The sequence below is a fragment of the Entomomonas moraniae genome (assembly GCF_003991975.1).
Taxonomy (GTDB): domain Bacteria; phylum Pseudomonadota; class Gammaproteobacteria; order Pseudomonadales; family Pseudomonadaceae; genus Entomomonas; species Entomomonas moraniae.
Genome location: NZ_CP029822.1, coordinates 2,417,014 through 2,434,333 on the forward strand (window position 1 = coordinate 2,417,014; position 17,320 = coordinate 2,434,333).

Consider the following 17,320-nt stretch of genomic DNA (forward strand, 5'->3'; position numbering starts at 1 on the left):
TGATAATCACTTATACACTATTGACCTTTTATTTTGTAGGAGATTTTTAAACATGCCGAGCCATCGTGAATGCGCTAACGCTATAAGAGCCTTAAGTATGGATGCTGTCCAAAAAGCTAACAGTGGACACCCTGGTGCCCCTATGGGAATGGCCGATATTGCAGAAGTCCTATGGCGTGGTGTTTTAAAACATAACCCTCTCAACCCCAATTGGGTAAATCGTGACCGTTTTGTGCTTTCAAATGGTCATGGTTCGATGTTACTTTACTCATTACTCCACTTATCGGGTTATGATCTTTCTATTAATGATTTAAAGAACTTTAGACAATTTCAATCACGCACGCCTGGTCACCCTGAGTTTGGCTATACCGCTGGTGTAGAAACCACAACAGGCCCCTTAGGGCAAGGTTTAGCTAATGCCGTAGGTATGGCTATTGCAGAAAAGATTTTAGCCGATCAATTTAATAAACCTGATCTCCCGATCGTTGATCACAACACCTATGTATTTTTAGGGGACGGTTGTTTAATGGAAGGAATTTCCCATGAAGTTTCTTCTTTAGCGGGGACATTAAAATTAGGCAAACTCATCGCTTTTTATGATGATAATGGAATTTCCATTGATGGAGAAGTGGAAGGCTGGTTTACTGATGACACCCCACTTCGTTTTGAGTCTTATGGTTGGCAAGTTATCCGTAATGTAAATGGCCATGATGCCGAAGAAATAAAAACTGCTCTCGAAACAGCAAAAAATGAAACCACCAAACCAACACTTATTTGCTGTAAAACGATTATTGGTTTTGGTTCACCAAACAAACAAGGTAAAGAAAGCTGCCATGGTGCGCCACTAGGCAATGAAGAAATTGCAGCGGCTCGTGCTGCACTTAATTGGCCTCATGAGCCATTTGATATCCCTCATGATATTTATGCAGCATGGGATCATAAACAGGCAGGAACAGCAGCAGAAAAAGAATGGTTTACCATCTTTATTGAATATAAAAATAAATTCCCTGAATTAGCAGAAGAATTTGACCGTCGTATACACCATGAGCTCCCAGAAAACTTCCCAGCTCAAGCTGATCAATATATCAATGAAATCAATGCAAAAGCAGAAACGATAGCCTCACGTAAAGCGAGCCAAAATGCGTTAAATGCCTACGGTCCTCTATTACCTGAACTACTTGGTGGTTCTGCTGACTTAGCGGGCTCTAACTTAACCTTATGGAAAGGCTGCAAGGGCATTGGTCCTAATGATGCAAGTGGTAACTATTTATTCTACGGTGTGCGTGAATTTGGTATGAGCGCCATTATGAATGGTATTGCGTTACACGGTGGTTTTATTCCCTATGGTGCGACATTCCTAATCTTTATGGAATATGCCCGCAATGCTGTTCGTATGTCGGCGTTAATGAAGCAACGTGTCATTTATGTATTTACCCATGATTCTATTGGTTTAGGGGAGGATGGTCCAACTCACCAACCTGTTGAACAACTTGCTAGCTTGCGCTTAACGCCTAATTTAGACACATGGCGTCCTTGTGATGCTGTTGAATCAGCCGTTGCATGGAAATTTGCTATTGCACGTGAAGATGGCCCTAGCGCCTTGATTTTCTCAAGACAAAACCTACAACATCAATTACGCACACCAGAGCAAATTACTAACATCGAAAAAGGTGCTTACATCCTAAAAGATTGTGCTGGAAAACCTGATCTGATTTTCATTGCAACAGGTTCAGAAATCGACCTTGCCATGCAAGCTTATGAAGAGCTTACCGTGCAAGGAACTAAAGTACGCGTTGTTTCAATGCCAAGTACCACAGTGTTTGATCGACAAGACATAGCTTATAAAGAATCTGTTCTACCCAGTGATGTAACAGCAAGGGTTGCCATTGAAGCAGCGCACATTGACTTCTGGTATAAATATGTAGGCCTTAATGGACGCGTTATTGGCATGTCATCATTTGGTGAGTCAGCTCCTGCGCCTGCATTATTTAAAGAATTTGGTTTTACTGTTGAAAACGTAGTAGCCATTGCTAAAGAACTTATTTAATAAACGGTAAAAATAAGGTTATCAATATGCATGTTTTAAAAATGGAAGATCAGAACTTAACAGGTAAACGCGTTTTAATCCGTGAAGACCTTAACGTTCCTGTCAAAGATGGTGTCATCACCAGTGATGCCAGATTGACGGCTGCTATTCCAACGATTAAGCAAGCCCTAAAACAAGGTGCAGCTGTTATTGTATGCTCTCACTTAGGACGCCCTGAGGAAGGTATTTTTTCTGAGGAAGATAGCTTGGCTCCTGTAGCTAACTATCTTTCCAAAGCATTAAACCAACCTGTCAAACTCATTAAAGACTACCTAGATAAAGCACCTGATGTAAACGTCGGTGAAGTTGTTTTGCTAGAAAATGTTCGTTTTAATAAAGGTGAAAAGAAAGACAGTGACGAGCTGGCCCAAAAATACGCTAATCTTTGTGATGTTTTTGTGATGGATGCATTTGGTACAGCACACCGTGCACAAGCATCAACCCATGGTGTTGCCAAGTTCGCAAAAACAGCTGTAGCAGGCCCTTTGTTAAGCGCAGAACTCTCTGCACTTTCAAAAGCCTTATCCAGTCCTGCTAAACCTATGGCTGCAATTGTTGCGGGTTCTAAAGTTTCAACTAAACTCGATGTATTACATTCATTAGCTAAATTATGTGATCAACTGATCGTTGGCGGTGGGATTGCTAATACATTTTTAGCTGCTGCTGGCTATCCTGTTGGTAAATCACTCTATGAACCTGAGCTAATAGAGACTGCCAAACAAATCGCTGAGCTCGTTAATGTTCCATTACCTTCAGATGTGGTTGTTGCCAAAGCATTTTCATCTGACGCACAAGCAACCATAAAAAATATTAGCGATGTTGCCGCTGATGATATGATTTTAGACATTGGCCCTAATACTGCAAAGCATTTTGCTGAGTTATTAAGCTACAGCAAAACCATTTTATGGAATGGCCCTGTAGGAGTGTTTGAATTCGATCAGTTCTCTAAAGGTACAGAGAATCTTGCTAAAGCAGTTGCTACGAGCGAAGCATTTTCTATTGCTGGCGGAGGTGATACATTAGCAGCCATTGATAAGTTTGGTATTACTGAAAAAGTATCTTATATCTCAACAGGCGGCGGTGCCTTTTTAGAATTTGTTGAAGGTAAAACGCTCCCTGCGGTCGCTATATTAGAACAGCGTGCCAAAGACTAATGTTGTTTTATAAAACTGTTTTGTTATTTCAATGGATGTTATAAAACATCTTTAAATCAACCAATTATTGAGAAAGTAAATGAACTGTTTAAAATTGGCTTGTATTTTTTTAACATCCTGTTTACTAATTAGTTGCAGTCATAACGAAACAGATATACCCGTAGCGCCACTACAAAGCCATCAATGGGTGTGTGATACAGGTGCTATTATAGAATGGCAAGCTGAAAACAAAAAAGCGACTAAAATTCAACTGCGTTTAGACGGCAGTGAAAAACTTTATATTTTAGATAAGATACAGACCACTGCTAAAGGCATTCTTTACTCTAATGGCGATTTAGCCTTTAGAATAAAAGACTCATCAGGGGTAATTTTTTTAGCAAACAATGACGAAATAATTGGGCAAGACTGTAAGGCCAATTAATTAACTAATTGACAGATGTAGGAGATCATTTAAAAATGGCATTGATTAGTATGAGACAAATGCTCGACCATGCTGCGGAGCACGGTTATGGCATTCCTGCTTTTAATGTAAACAACCTAGAACAAATGCGCGCCATCATGGAGGCCGCTGATAAAACTGACTCTCCTGTCATTGTTCAAGCCTCAGCAGGGGCTCGAAAATATGCAGGGGCTCCTTTTTTACGTCACCTCATTTTAGCTGCTATTGAAGAATTCCCTCATATTCCTGTTGTCATGCACCAAGACCATGGAACAAGCCCTGCTGTTTGTCAGCGTTCAATTCAGTTAGGCTTCTCATCCGTGATGATGGATGGATCTCTTGCTGAGGATGGCAAAACACCTACAGACTACGACTACAACGTTCATGTTACTCAACAAACGGTTCTCATGGCTCATGCTTGCGGTGTTTCCGTTGAAGGAGAGCTAGGTTGCTTAGGTAGCTTAGAAACAGGCAAAGCAGGAGAAGAAGACGGTATCGGTGCTGAGGGAGTGCTTGACCACAGCCAACTCTTAACTGATCCTGAAGAAGCGGCACAATTTGTTAAAGCAACAGAAGTCGATGCATTGGCAATAGCCATTGGAACGAGCCACGGTGCTTATAAATTTACAAAACCACCCACAGGTGACACCCTTTCTATTGCACGCATTAAAGAAATTCATGCACGCATACCCAACACCCATTTAGTCATGCATGGCTCTAGCTCTGTGCCTCAAGACTGGTTAAAGATTATTAATGAGTTTGGTGGCGAGATTCCTGAAACCTATGGCGTTCCTGTTGATGAAATCATTGAGGGGATTAAGTACGGCGTACGTAAAGTCAATATTGATACAGACTTACGCCTTGCTTCAACGGGGGCTATTCGTCGCTTCTTAGCACAAAATCCTAGTGAGTTTGATCCTCGTAAATATTTTGCGAAAACTGTTGAAGCAATGAGAGAGCTTTGTATTTCACGTTATGAAGCATTCGGTGCAGCGGGCAATGCTTCTAAGATCAAACCAATATCGTTAGAGGCAATGGCTAATTTATATGCTAAAGGTGCATTAAAGCCAAAAATTAACTAGACCTTTGATCATATACAATTACTTGATAAAGTCATCAAGAATAAAAGGGTCTTTATGTTATATTATTAGCCTAACTTCAAAGTTAGGCTAAATTTTAGTTGATGAGAAAGGATGAAAATATGAAGAAAATTATCGCTACCGCCGTTATAGTAGTTGCTATAGGTGTAGCCCCCTATATTACAGGGAAAATTGTTCAACAACGTATTGAGCATAAAGTTGCTCTCCTTAATGCTAAATTAGAACCATTCTCTCATCAAAAAGAGACTATAAAATTAGAATACAACGCGGGTTGGTTTTCTTCATCAGCTAAAACCACAATAGGTAAAGTCGTTATTGACCATACTATTACCCATGGTCCTTATTGCACATTTGGTATTGCAAGTATTAATAGTAAATTCGAACTACCTAAAAAGGCAGATGATGTTTTAAATAAACTTTTTGATGGAAAAGATCCTTACACCATTATCACAAAAGTAAATTTCTTAAATACAACGGAATTCACAGTTACATCACCTAACATTGGTCAAAAAGCTATACCCGATGAGCCTAATGGCAGTATTACGTGGGAAGGTTTAAACTACTCTGCCCTGATTTCAAAAAATACAGTTTATAGCTCTTTTAGTATGCCAAAACTAGTTCTAGGCGAAAAAGGGGTATTTGACTTCTCAATAGAGAATATAAAAAGCCAAGGCACTGCTGATCGCTTATTAGATAAAGACCTTAATATCAACCTCCCTGAGAAATTTAATATCAATGGTTCTGCCAGCATTGATAAAATCACGCTCAAAGACTTAAAGGGCGGGGCAACTGAACTTGAAATCAATAAAGCTTCTTCTCAAGTAGCCTCTACCAAAGACAATAGCTATACCAGTGATCTTACTATTGATAATATTAAAGTTACTGCAGATAAAGGTAGTTTATCAACAGGCAAAATTAACTTGAACGCTTCTTCCAAAGACCCACTTTGGGTGTTAAGAGATAATCTAGTTGATGCTAATTGGAGCTCACTATCCACCGCCTCAATCAATAATATTGTTGTAAATGTTATGCAAACAAAGGCGCTTTTAGATTTTAACTATAAGCAACAGATCACTGATAATAAAACGACCATTGATTATTCCGAGCTTTATGGTGCAACAAACATTAATCTACAAATTCCAAATTATGAAAATTTAGCCAATACCGCTGAGTTCGGCTATACCATTAATGGATTACCTAAAAAAGAATTGAGCACTGTGGTTGAAGGCTATATTAATCAGTTTATCGTCGCGTTAAACTCAATTAATGACTCATCCAATGAAGCTTTCAATGCTTATATACAAAGCTCAAAAGCACTTCAAAAAAACAGCAAGCTTTTTGCTATCGCTACATTGCAAGGCACACCAAGTTTCACAGTTGATGCAAAAACAACAGGCGATAAGGGTAATGCAAGTTTTGACTTTAAAGCAGCCCTAACTAAACCTGATAACTCTACATCTAATATTCAAGCGCTGATAATGCAAGCACAAAGCAGAACCAGCACATCATTGTCTGTCAGCATTGCAGAACCTCTTATCGATGCTGCTGCAAAAACAAAAGGAATGTTAGATGATGACTTACTCCAATTTAAACAAAATTTAATCGATCGTTTACATTTCATTAATAATAATGGTAACTATACTTTAAACATAGAATTTAAAGACGGTATGTTTTATGTGAATGGGCAATTAGACCCTGATTTTTTACAAAACTACTCACGTAATTTTAGATAATGTGCATAAAAACAGGAGTACACACTTTGAATAAAGGCATTATTGTTGGTGGTATTATTATATTAGCGGGTGTAGCTGTAAGTGCACCCTACTTTGTGGGCAACACTATTGAAAATAGATTCAATCAAGAAGTAAGAGCACTGCAAATATCTCTTCCGCAAATAGACCCAAAACTAGGTATAACACAAGAAAACTACCAAAAGGGTTGGTTTTCTTCAACATCAAGAGTAGTTTTAACTATTAATGATGTAAAAATTCCTATCGATAATAAAATTACTCATGGTCCTTTTAGCTATTTTGGCTTAGGCAAAATAGAGAGTTCCATCGCTCTTGAGAAAGGAAAAAATAAGGCACAAGATGAGATAATTCAACTATTCTCAGGCCAAACACCTTTATTAGTTACAACAAAAATAGGGTTCTCTAGCACTGCCATCGATATTTACTCACCCGTTATTGATAATAAGTCTCTACTAGATAAACCATCCACACACATTAACTGGGGAGGAATTAATGGGGTTATTACTGTTAATAGTGATAAAAACTTAAATGCAAACATAGAAATTCCTAATTTTAAAGTATCAGAAAATAACAAAGTTGCGGTCATCCAAAATACTGTGCTAAAAGCTCGAGGTTTATTCACACATAATCTTGAACAATGGGCTAATATCAGTTCTTCTAGTATAGCTACCCTCGATATTGAAAAAATCTCCTTTACTGAAGGAGAATCGACATTTGAGAGTAAATTAAACTTAATATCACGCTCAACTGATGATAATACCTATCTTGATTCTGACACAACGCTTAAGCTAACAGACATTAAAGTCCCTAAAGAGCTCGACCTTGATGTTGCTGATAATAATCTTATTGAGTTTAACCTCAACTTTGACCATATTCCTAAAAAGCCTTTAATCGACTATGTAGAAAAATTTCAGGCATTACAAAAGCAAGGAAAAACCCCAACTGATGCTGAAATACTATCAATTGTTGAACCATTTATGATCAGCTATCTTCAAGGAACACCATCAGTTAAGACTCATTTGCTGATAAAAGATAGCAAGAAAAATGCATTAATTTCTTTTGATATAAAACTTCCAGAAGCTGATCCAAATGCTAAAACGATAAATCAAATAATAGCCAGTACGGAAGATCGCGTAGAAGCAACATTAGCTACAAGTTTTTCTGAAACATTCTTAGATGTATTTGAAAAGCATGGCAAGCTACCGATGCCAAAAGAGGCTTTTATACAAGGTCTTCTTGAAAACGATCGCTTTACATTGAATAACGGTGAGCTTTCGAACAAGACAGAATATAAAATGGGTCATATCTATGTCAACGGGAAACCTGACCCAGCATTAGATGCTTCAATTCCTTATTTATTACAATCTCTATTTTATTAATACCTTAAGGGGAACTAGAAATAGTTCCTCCTTTTTCTCTGCTTATTCAAGCACTGCAATCATCACTGACTCTATCGATAATGGTTAAATACCAGTCATCTTTTATTTTGGTTAAATAAAATACCAACGCATTACCTTCATAATCAACAGCAACCACTCGCCGACTATTTTCATTAATAAACTGATAATATTGATACTGTGCTTGTTCTATTTTAGCTTCGTTGAACTGGATCAAGAAATCAACAATTCTCATGAGTAGCGCGTCTTGATTTGATTCTACAAAATAAATACCGACTTTCGACCACGAATCATTATCACAATTATACTGGGGAAGATTACCTGCCTTAATTTCTTTAGGATCAGGTGATACACCTGAATAGGGCAAATACTCTGGTATTGGCTTTTTAAAATCAATTTTCTGGGCTAACTCTAACCGTTCAATAACACCGAGCCGAGTTAAAACGATAACACCTTTTTTTTCATCAATTAGAGAATTTATTTTTCTATTATCTTGTTGATTGAAACCATCGATAACTTGCCAAACAGCAGCACTAAAATCATTTATCTGAGCAAAAGTAAAACAGTGTATGTTTAATAATAAAAAAAGAATCCTTAATCGTGACACATCATATACCTATACTCAAACCAGATAGTGCATAATATAGCATCTATCTGGCTGTTGTTACCTCACGTTAAATAAACTCTTTTTCCCATAGTAGTTTAATGATTAACTCGACACCCTCATCAATTGATGTTGATTGTGTATCAATCACAATATCAGCATCTAATGGAACATCATAAGCAAAAGACTCTCCAGGAATATTATCTTCTCCTGCCGCATAAAGCCCTTGAGGGTCACGCTGCTTACAAATCTGAGGTGATGCTTGAACATAAACAGTAATCAAGCGCTCTTTACCAATCAAAGCACGGGCTTGCTCACGACCCTCAGCATCAGGTGCCACAAAAGCAGCCAAGGCAATTAGCCCAGCTTCATTAAACTGACGTGCCACATGTGCTGCTCGTAACCAATTTTCATTACGACCCGCCCTGTCTTGAGGCAAACCTTTATTGAGGTCATGACGTAAATTTTGACCATCTAACACATACACTGCACGTCCTCGATCAAACAATTTACGTTCAACACCATAAGCCAGTGTACTCTTACCTGCACCCGATAAACCTGAGAATAGAATAGTCACAGGTTTTTGCCCAAAACGCTGTATGCGTTCAGCAACAGTCACATGTGCACTACCTGTTTGACGACTCCCCACGGTAGTCGGTGTAGCTGAAATCATTCCTGCACCAACAGTTCCGTTAGTAAGTCGGTCTATTATAATGAAAGCACCCGTTGTTCTATTTTGAACATAACCGTCCAGAGCAATAGGCGCATCCAATGATAATTTAACCTTAGCTATTTCATTAAGTTTTAACTCACTGGCATGTTTATGCTCTAATGTATTAACATCCACCGTGTACTCAATAGCTGTAATCGTACCCGGTATATAAGTAGTTGCTCTTTTTATGTCATACTTCTTACCGGGCCTCATCGGTTCTTCTGACATCCATACTAACGTAGCTTCAAAATTATCAGTGATTGTAGGTACTGAGCCAGCATGAACGATTAGATCACCCCGTGAAATATCAATTTCGTCTTCTAATGTTAAGGTAACTGCCTCACCAGGTGTTGCCTGTTGCAATTCGCCATCAAAAGTTACAATCGACTTAACGCGGCTTTCCTTACCTGAGGGTAATACCAAAATATTATCACCTTTACGAACGATACCACTCGCCAAAGTTCCAGCAAAACCTCTAAAATTGAGATTAGGGCGATTAACATATTGCACAGGAAAGCGTAAATCTACCAAATTACGACTACCAGCAACTTCAACCGTTTCTAAAATCTCCATGAGCGGTTTACCACTGTACCAAGGCGTATGCTCACTGCGGTTTACAACGTTATCACCCTTTAAGGCTGACATGGGGACAAAGTAGATTGCTTGACTATCAATCGCTAATTGCTCAGCAAATCTCAAATAATCTGCTTTAATTTTATCGAATACTGCTTGGTCATAGCCCGTTAGGTCCATTTTATTAACTGCAACGACAATATGCTTAATCCCTAACAACGAGGCAATAAAACTATGCCTTTTCGTTTGGGTTTGTACACCATAGCGTGCATCGATCAAAATAATAGCCAAATCACAAGTTGAAGCACCCGTTGCCATATTGCGTGTATATTGCTCATGTCCAGGGGTATCAGCAATAATAAATTTACGCTTTGCTGTACTAAAATAGCGGTAAGCTACATCAATGGTAATCCCTTGCTCACGTTCAGCCTGTAGACCATCTACCAATAAAGCCAAATCAACATCGTCTCCTGTGGTCCCTACTTTTTTAGAGTCTTTAGTGATAGCTTCTAATTGATCTTCATAAATCATTTTGGAATCATGCAATAAGCGACCAATCAGTGTGCTTTTGCCATCATCCACATTACCACAAGTTAAAAACCGCAATAACTCTTTACGTTCATGTTGTGCTAAATAAGCCAAAATATCTTGGCTAATTAATTCTGATTGATGTGACATTAGAAATACCCCTGACGTTTCTTTTCTTCCATCGACCCTGTGGCATCATGGTCGATTACCCTACCCTGACGTTCTGATGTTTTAGTCAGTAACATTTCCTGAATAATCTCAGGCAATGTGGTAGCCGTTGACTCAACAGCCCCTGTTAATGGATAACAGCCTAGCGTACGGAAACGAACCATCTTTTTATGGATAGTTGCTTTTTGCTCATCACTTAAATGCTCAAGAATACGATCATCATCAATCATGACGAGTGTTCCATTCATTTCTATGACTTCGCGCTCAGCGGCAAAATAGAGGGGAACGATGGGGATATGTTCTAAATAAATATATTGCCAAATATCGAGCTCTGTCCAGTTTGATAAAGGGAATACACGAATCGACTCCCCTTTATTAATCTTGCCATTATAGATATTCCAAAGTTCTGGACGCTGATTTTTAGGATCCCAGCGGTGCTTAGTGTCACGAAATGAATACACCCTCTCTTTAGCACGTGATTTTTCTTCATCACGACGCGCGCCACCAAAAGCCGCATCAAAACCGTATTTATCTAATGCCTGCTTTAAGCCCTGTGTTTTCATGATATCTGTGTGCTTAGCACTACCATGTGTGAAGGGATTAATGCCCTGCTCAATTCCTTCAGGATTGATATGCACTAAGAGATCAAGATTCATCTCATTGACCATTTGATCCCGAAACCGATACATCTCTTGAAACTTCCAGCGCGTATCCACGTGCAACACAGGAAAAGGCAATTTACCGGGGAAGAAAGCCTTGCGTGCTAAATGCAACATCACGGCTGAATCTTTGCCAATAGAATAAAGCATCACTGGGTTATCAAACTCAGCGGCGACTTCACGGATAATATGAATACTCTCTGCTTCTAATTGTTTTAAATGAGTTAAATTCTCAAGCATGACTTTCACAACCTTCTCTATATAGATTGTTAGTTATTGGAAATAACATCACTCTATCATAGATTAAAGCTTAACTTTGAGAATAAAAACTTATTTACTTAGAACTTTTTGTTAGAACGGGTTATTAATATCAATAAACTGAATATCAATATCATAAAGATTTTCAAGGTGCTCACCTAGTGCTTTAATACCATAACGTTCCGTTGCATGATGTCCTGCAGAAATAAAACTAATATTATTTTCAACAGCGCTATGAAACGTCTGTTCTGACGCTTCCCCTGTTAAAAATAAATCAACCCCTGCTAATACTGCTTGATCAATATAGCCTTGACCGCCACCTGTACACCAACCAACTCTTTGCACAGGCTTTCCATTGTCTACAACCATCGGTTTGCGACCAAGCGCTTGCTCTACTTTTTCAGCAAACTCTGAAACAGAAAGCTCTCTTGGTAAATGTCCTTGTAAACCAATAATAGAATGATCATCTGGATTTAATGTTTTATCAACAGTAATACCAAGGAGATTAGCCAACTGAACATTATTACCCACCAAGGGATGTACATCCAAAGGCAGGTGATATGCTAATAGGCTAATATCATTATCTAACAATGCTTTAATACGATGACGCTTTATACCCGTAATAACAGGTTCCTCACCACGCCAAAAATAACCATGATGAACAATAATTGCATCAGCATGTTGTGAAATAGCAGCGTCAATTAATGCCTGACAAGCTGTTACACCAGTGACTATTTTATTAATTTCAGACTTTCCCTCTACCTGTAGGCCATTCGGGCAATAGTCTTTAATCTGACTACTTTCTAAATAATAATTAAGGTATTGTTCTAATTGAGCCAATGCAATAGTCATTTAACAACCTTCTAAAAATCAGGCAATAATATTTAGTTGCTATAAAACTGCCTGAGGGTAAGAGCCTAAGACTTTTAAACCAATACTGCCTTTGCCCATATCTTCCAATACAGCCTTGATAAGGGGGTCACTGCAATGGCCCTTAAAGTCAATAAAGAATACATAACTCCATTTACTACTACGTGCAGGCCTTGTTTCAATACGCGTCAAATCGATATGATTTCGACGAAATGGCTCTAATAGATCATGTAAAATACCAGGTTTATTATGAATAGACACAATAATTGATGTTTTATCATCGCCAGTAGGCGGTACTGCTTGATTACCAATAATAAAGAAACGTGTAGAGTTATCAGGGCGATCTTCTATCTTCTCACTTAAAATCGTTAAATCATAAAGGCTAGCTGCCATATCACCTGCAATAGCAGCACTATTCCACTCACTTTGTACGCGTTTTGCTGCATCAGCATTACTTGAAACAGCAATACGCTCTACGTTAGGATAGTGAGCATCTAACCATTTACGACATTGCGCTAATGATTGGGCATGAGAATAAATACGCGTAATATGATCTTGTTTAGTATTTTTACCCACTAATAAATGGTGGTGAATCCGTAACTCAACCTCACCACAAATAACCAAATCGTGCTCTAAGAAACTGTCTAATGTGTTATTAACAGCGCCCTCAGTCGAATTTTCAACGGGGACAACACCAAAATTCACAGCACCAGCAACAACTTCTCTAAAGACTTCATCAATTGCTGCCATGGGTTTAGTCACAACCGCATGACCGAAATGTTTGATTGCCGCCGCTTGTGTAAAGGTGCCTTCAGGGCCTAAATAAGCAACATGGAGAGGTTGCTCTAACGCTAAGCACGTCGACATAATTTCACGGAATAATCTAGCCATCTCTTCATTGCCTAGAGGGCCCTTATTCCTTTCCATGATATTTTTTAAGACAAATGCTTCTCGCTCAGGACGATAAAACACAGGGTGCTCACCTTCTGCAAGGTTAGCCATTTTAACCTTGGCTACCTCTTGTGCACAACGTGCTCGTTCAGAAATCAAATCTAAAATCTTGCTATCAAGATCATCAATTCGCACCCTTAATGCTTTTAACTCTTGCTCCATTGCCATATAACTATCCGTGCTCCCGTTCAAACTCTTTCATAAAAGCAACTAATGCTTGTACTGCTTCCAAGCCAACCGCATTATAAATGGATGCGCGCATACCGCCCACACTGCGATGACCTTTTAAGTTTAAGAAATTATTTTTTTCTGCTTTTTCTAAAAATAATTTGTCTAAACGCTCATCAATTAATCTAAAAGGTACATTCATCCAAGAGCGGCTGGTTTGACTAATAGGGTTATTATAAAACTCTGTGCTATCAATATAGCCATACAACAACTCTTGTTTTTGTTGATTGACTTTTTTCATGCCCTCTAAGCCACCTTGTTTTTTTAACCATTTAAAAACAAGCCCTGCTAAATACCATGAGAATGTTGGTGGCGTGTTGTACATTGAATCATTATCAGCTGCCACTTTATAATTTAACATGGTGGGACAATCGCTTCTTTCTTTTCCTAATAAGTCCTCGCGAATGATAGTTACCACTAACCCACTAGGCCCAATATTCTTTTGTGCACCAGCATAGATAACACCAAACTTAGACACATCAACAGGTCGTGATAAAATATCAGAAGACATATCAACCACTAAGGGAACATCCCCCACTTCAGGGATCCAATCGAACTCAACACCACCAATGGTTTCGTTAGAGGTATAGTGTACGTAAGCAGCATCTTTAGAGAGCTTCCATTCATTTTGCCCAGGAACAGCAAAGAAGTTATACACTTTTCCACTTCCTGCAACATTCACCGCACCGTAACGTGCCGCCTCTTCTATTGCTTTACGTGCCCAAATACCTGTTTCAATATAGTCAGCCTTTTGATCATCACGCATTAAATTAAGCGGAATTTGTGCAAACTGTTGACTAGCACCGCCTTGTAAAAAAAGTACCTTATAGTTATTGGGAACGTGTAAAAGATCTCTTAAATCTTGTTCAGCTTCAGCTGCAAGCGCAATAAAATCTGAGCCGCGGTGACTCATTTCCATAACTGACAAACCCTTTCCCTGCCAGTCTAATAACTCAGCTTGAACTTGTTTTAAAACTTCCTCTGGTAGCGCAGCAGGGCCAGCACAAAAATTAAAGGCTCGTTTAGTCATGGCGTTTTACTCTATGATTTATGGGTTTATTAATCTATCACACTATTCTTTATTGAATAGTGTGAATATTTTCATCATTAGATGCATTTTCTTCAAGATTATCATCTAAGCTTTCTTCTGGTTCAGAAGGTTCTTGAACGCGCTCTAAACCTACTAAGGTTTCATCACTCGATAACTTAATCAACGTAACGCCCTGAGTATTACGTCCCATAGGTCGTATCTCATCAACACGAGTACGAACAAGTGTACCTTGGTCAGAAATTAGCATAATCTCCTCACCATCTTGCACCTGCACAGCACCAACGATTTTACCATTGCGCTCACTGGTAATCATTGAGATAACACCTTTACCACCGCGACCACGTAATGGGTATTGATCAATCTCGGTACGCTTACCATAACCCCGTGCAGAGGCTGTTAAAATATAAGCACTCTTTTCTGGAATGATCATTGCTATAACATGGCTTCTAAAGGTTTCAACACTATCATCATCAGCATCGTCATCAGTGATTACAACGGACTCATCGTCATCAAGACTATCATTATCACCCTCTAAAGGTAAGCGTATACCTCTAACGCCTTTAGCCGTACGCCCCATTTCACGCACTTTTGACTCTTCAAAACGAATCACTTTACCTTCATCCGTAAACAGCATCACTTCGCTATTACCATCAGTAATAGCTGCTGAAATAAGCACATCACCGTCTTTCAGACCAAGAGCTATCAAACCGTTTTTTCGAACTTTACTAAATTGCTCAAGCGGTGTCTTTTTAACTGTACCATTTGCAGTAGCCATGAAGATAAAGAGTCCTTCTGCAAACTCATCCACTGGCAACATAGTAGTAATTTTTTCGCCCTCATCCAACGGGATAATATTGATTAATGGGCGACCACGCGCTGTTCGCGATGCTTCTGGAATCTCAAAAGTACGTAATGAATAGACCTTACCTTTGCTTGAAAATAGCAAGAGTGTTGAATGGCTATTCGCAACCAGCAGGTGTTCAATATAGTCTTCGTCTTTAACACCTGTGGCCGATTTGCCTTTACCACCACGTCGTTGTGCTTGATAAGCTGTTAACGGCTGTGACTTAGCATATCCACCATAAGAGATGGTAACAACACGCTCTTCTTCTGGTATTAAATCTGCTGTGGTTAAATCCATTTGCGAAGCAACAATTTCTGTGCGGCGTACATCACCAAATTCATCGCGAACTTTTTCTAACTCTTCACGAATCACTTCCATCAAACGCTCAGGAATCGTTAAAATGCGAATTAACTCACCAATTTGCTCTAAAATCTCTTGGTATTCACCAATCAATTTTTCATGCTCTAAACCTGTTAAACGGTGTAGACGTAAATCTAAAATGGCTTGAGCTTGAACGGGTGATAAATAATATTTACCATCATGAATGCCGTATTGTTCTTCTAAATCATCAGGACGGCAACTTTCTGCACCCGCACGCTCTACCATTGCTTGGATAGGGCCTGCTTCCCAAGCAGTAGCCACTAACTTCTCTTTTGCTTCAGCAGGGCTAGGTGATTTACGAATTAATTCAATGATCGGATCAATGTTAGCCAATGCAACAGCTAAACCTTCTACCACATGACCACGCTCACGTGCTTTGCGTAACTCGAATACAGTGCGGCGCGTCACTACCTCGCGGCGATGGCGGACAAAAGCCTCTAGCATTTCTTTTAAATTAAGAATTTTAGGCTGGCCATCGACTAATGCAACAACATTGATACCAAAAACACTTTGTAATTGCGTCTGCGCATAAAGATTATTAATAACTACCTCTGGCATTTCACCACGACGTAACTCAATAACCATCCGCATACCGTCTTTGTCTGACTCATCCCTAAGTTCAGTAATACCTTCTATTTTTTTCTCTTTAACTAACTCTGCAATCTTTTCAATAAGCCTTGCTTTATTGACCTGATAAGGTAGCTCTGTCACCACGATACGCTCGCGGTTATTATCCATCTGCTCAATATGAGTTTTAGCACGGATATGGACACGTCCACGCCCTGTACGGTAGGCTTCAATAATTCCAGCGCGACCATTAATAATGCCCGCAGTAGGAAAATCAGGCCCAGGAATATATTCCATTAACTGATCAATGCTTAAACTCTCATCATCAATTAAGGCTAAACAACCATTAATAACCTCTGTCAAGTTATGAGGAGGAATATTAGTAGCCATACCTACAGCAATACCACTTGAACCATTAACCAGTAAGGCTGGAACTTTGGTGGGGAGTACTGCAGGGATTTTTAATGAATCATCATAGTTTGGCACCCAATCCACAGTTTCTTTTTCAAGATCTGCCAACATTTCATGGGTCAATTTCTGCATGCGAATTTCGGTATAACGCATTGCCGCAGCAGAGTCACCATCAACAGAACCAAAGTTACCTTGCCCATCAACTAGCATGTAGCGCATAGAGAATGGTTGTGCCATCCGCACGATAGTGTCATATACAGCCGTATCACCGTGAGGATGGTATTTACCGATCACATCACCCACAATACGTGCTGACTTCATATAAGGTTTATTCCAGTCATTATTATTTTCGCTCATAGCAAAAAGCGCACGGCGATGCACGGGCTTTAAACCATCACGAACATCAGGCAACGCACGCCCAACAATAACGCTCATGGCATAGTCTAAATAAGACTGTTTAAGTTCATCTTCGATTCTGACGGGAAGAATTTCTTTGGCGATTTCAGTGCCCATAAAAAGCCTGTTCCTTGTTTTGCGACGATCTACAAATTTAGTTGTATATCATACCACAAAACGGAAAAACAAGTT

General features: G+C 39.2%; 13 protein-coding genes. 6 read left to right on the forward strand and 7 right to left on the reverse strand.

Translation table 11 applies throughout. The features are described from left to right. Window positions 1–52: 52 nt before the first annotated feature. The 6 genes from tkt to DM558_RS11275 all read left to right on the forward strand — a co-directional run bounded on the left by tkt (window position 53) and on the right by DM558_RS11275 (window position 7,909). A complete protein-coding gene (gene tkt, locus DM558_RS11250) occupies window positions 53–2,047 on the forward strand; it encodes a transketolase (protein ID WP_127164093.1) in 1,995 nt (664 codons plus the stop codon). Between the two features lie 26 nt (window positions 2,048–2,073). Next, entirely contained in the window at window positions 2,074–3,240 is a 1,167-nt protein-coding gene (locus DM558_RS11255) for a phosphoglycerate kinase (protein WP_127164094.1), read from the forward strand. A 79-nt stretch (window positions 3,241–3,319) separates the two neighbouring features. Continuing rightward, a complete protein-coding gene (locus DM558_RS11260; protein ID WP_109701617.1) occupies window positions 3,320–3,661 on the forward strand; it encodes a hypothetical protein in 342 nt (113 codons plus the stop codon). A 35-nt stretch (window positions 3,662–3,696) separates the two neighbouring features. Then, window positions 3,697–4,761 carry a class II fructose-bisphosphate aldolase gene (gene fba / locus DM558_RS11265; protein WP_109701616.1) on the forward strand — a complete coding sequence of 355 codons (1,065 nt, stop codon included), beginning with the start codon at window positions 3,697–3,699 and terminating at the stop codon, window positions 4,759–4,761. A gap of 119 nt (window positions 4,762–4,880) precedes the next feature. Further along, the gene (locus tag DM558_RS11270) at window positions 4,881–6,512 is read left to right on the forward strand and encodes a DUF945 family protein (RefSeq protein ID WP_164731449.1); all 1,632 of its coding nucleotides are present in this window, start codon (window positions 4,881–4,883) and stop codon (window positions 6,510–6,512) included. A gap of 26 nt (window positions 6,513–6,538) precedes the next feature. Next, window positions 6,539–7,909 carry a DUF945 family protein gene (locus DM558_RS11275; RefSeq protein ID WP_164731450.1) on the forward strand — a complete coding sequence of 457 codons (1,371 nt, stop codon included), beginning with the start codon at window positions 6,539–6,541 and terminating at the stop codon, window positions 7,907–7,909. A gap of 46 nt (window positions 7,910–7,955) precedes the next feature. Here DM558_RS11275 and DM558_RS11280 read toward each other — a convergent pair whose 3' ends face one another. From DM558_RS11280 to gyrA, 7 genes are all read right to left on the reverse strand, one after another. Further along, on the reverse strand, window positions 7,956–8,534 hold the full coding sequence (locus tag DM558_RS11280) for a hypothetical protein (protein WP_127164097.1): 579 nt from the start codon (window positions 8,532–8,534) through the stop codon (window positions 7,956–7,958). Between the two features lie 67 nt (window positions 8,535–8,601). After that, window positions 8,602–10,494, reverse strand: a complete 1,893-nt coding sequence (gene cysN, locus DM558_RS11285) for a sulfate adenylyltransferase subunit CysN (RefSeq protein WP_127164098.1) — start codon at window positions 10,492–10,494, stop codon at window positions 8,602–8,604. Beyond that, the gene (cysD, locus tag DM558_RS11290; protein WP_109704268.1) at window positions 10,494–11,411 is read right to left on the reverse strand and encodes a sulfate adenylyltransferase subunit CysD; all 918 of its coding nucleotides are present in this window, start codon (window positions 11,409–11,411) and stop codon (window positions 10,494–10,496) included. Before cysD ends, cysN begins: the two co-directional genes overlap by 1 nt. A 111-nt stretch (window positions 11,412–11,522) precedes the next feature. Continuing rightward, window positions 11,523–12,281: a Nif3-like dinuclear metal center hexameric protein gene (locus DM558_RS11295; protein WP_127164099.1), complete on the reverse strand. Its 759-nt coding sequence runs from the start codon at window positions 12,279–12,281 to the stop codon at window positions 11,523–11,525. 39 nt (window positions 12,282–12,320) lie between these two features. Continuing rightward, window positions 12,321–13,412, reverse strand: coding sequence for a prephenate dehydratase (gene pheA, locus DM558_RS11300; protein WP_407644321.1), 1,092 nt, complete (start codon window positions 13,410–13,412; stop codon window positions 12,321–12,323). A gap of 10 nt (window positions 13,413–13,422) precedes the next feature. After that, complete coding sequence (gene serC / locus DM558_RS11305) at window positions 13,423–14,508, reverse strand: 3-phosphoserine/phosphohydroxythreonine transaminase (RefSeq protein WP_127164101.1); 1,086 nt, start codon at window positions 14,506–14,508, stop codon at window positions 13,423–13,425. 49 nt (window positions 14,509–14,557) lie between these two features. After that, complete coding sequence (gene gyrA, locus DM558_RS11310; protein ID WP_127164102.1) at window positions 14,558–17,245, reverse strand: DNA gyrase subunit A; 2,688 nt, start codon at window positions 17,243–17,245, stop codon at window positions 14,558–14,560. Window positions 17,246–17,320 lie beyond the last annotated feature (75 nt).

Coding starts and splice junctions, on each gene's coding strand:
- pheA (WP_407644321.1), bottom strand. CDS start 13,412: ATGGAGCAAGAGTTAAAAGCATTAAGGGTGCGAATTGATGATCTTGAT.
- DM558_RS11255 (WP_127164094.1), top strand. CDS start 2,074: ATGCATGTTTTAAAAATGGAAGATCAGAACTTAACAGGTAAACGCGTT.
- DM558_RS11260 (WP_109701617.1), top strand. CDS start 3,320: ATGAACTGTTTAAAATTGGCTTGTATTTTTTTAACATCCTGTTTACTA.
- cysN (WP_127164098.1), bottom strand. CDS start 10,494: ATGTCACATCAATCAGAATTAATTAGCCAAGATATTTTGGCTTATTTA.
- serC (WP_127164101.1), bottom strand. CDS start 14,508: ATGACTAAACGAGCCTTTAATTTTTGTGCTGGCCCTGCTGCGCTACCA.
- fba (WP_109701616.1), top strand. CDS start 3,697: ATGGCATTGATTAGTATGAGACAAATGCTCGACCATGCTGCGGAGCAC.
- gyrA (WP_127164102.1), bottom strand. CDS start 17,245: ATGGGCACTGAAATCGCCAAAGAAATTCTTCCCGTCAGAATCGAAGAT.
- DM558_RS11295 (WP_127164099.1), bottom strand. CDS start 12,281: ATGACTATTGCATTGGCTCAATTAGAACAATACCTTAATTATTATTTA.
- tkt (WP_127164093.1), top strand. CDS start 53: ATGCCGAGCCATCGTGAATGCGCTAACGCTATAAGAGCCTTAAGTATG.
- DM558_RS11270 (WP_164731449.1), top strand. CDS start 4,881: ATGAAGAAAATTATCGCTACCGCCGTTATAGTAGTTGCTATAGGTGTA.
- cysD (WP_109704268.1), bottom strand. CDS start 11,411: ATGCTTGAGAATTTAACTCATTTAAAACAATTAGAAGCAGAGAGTATT.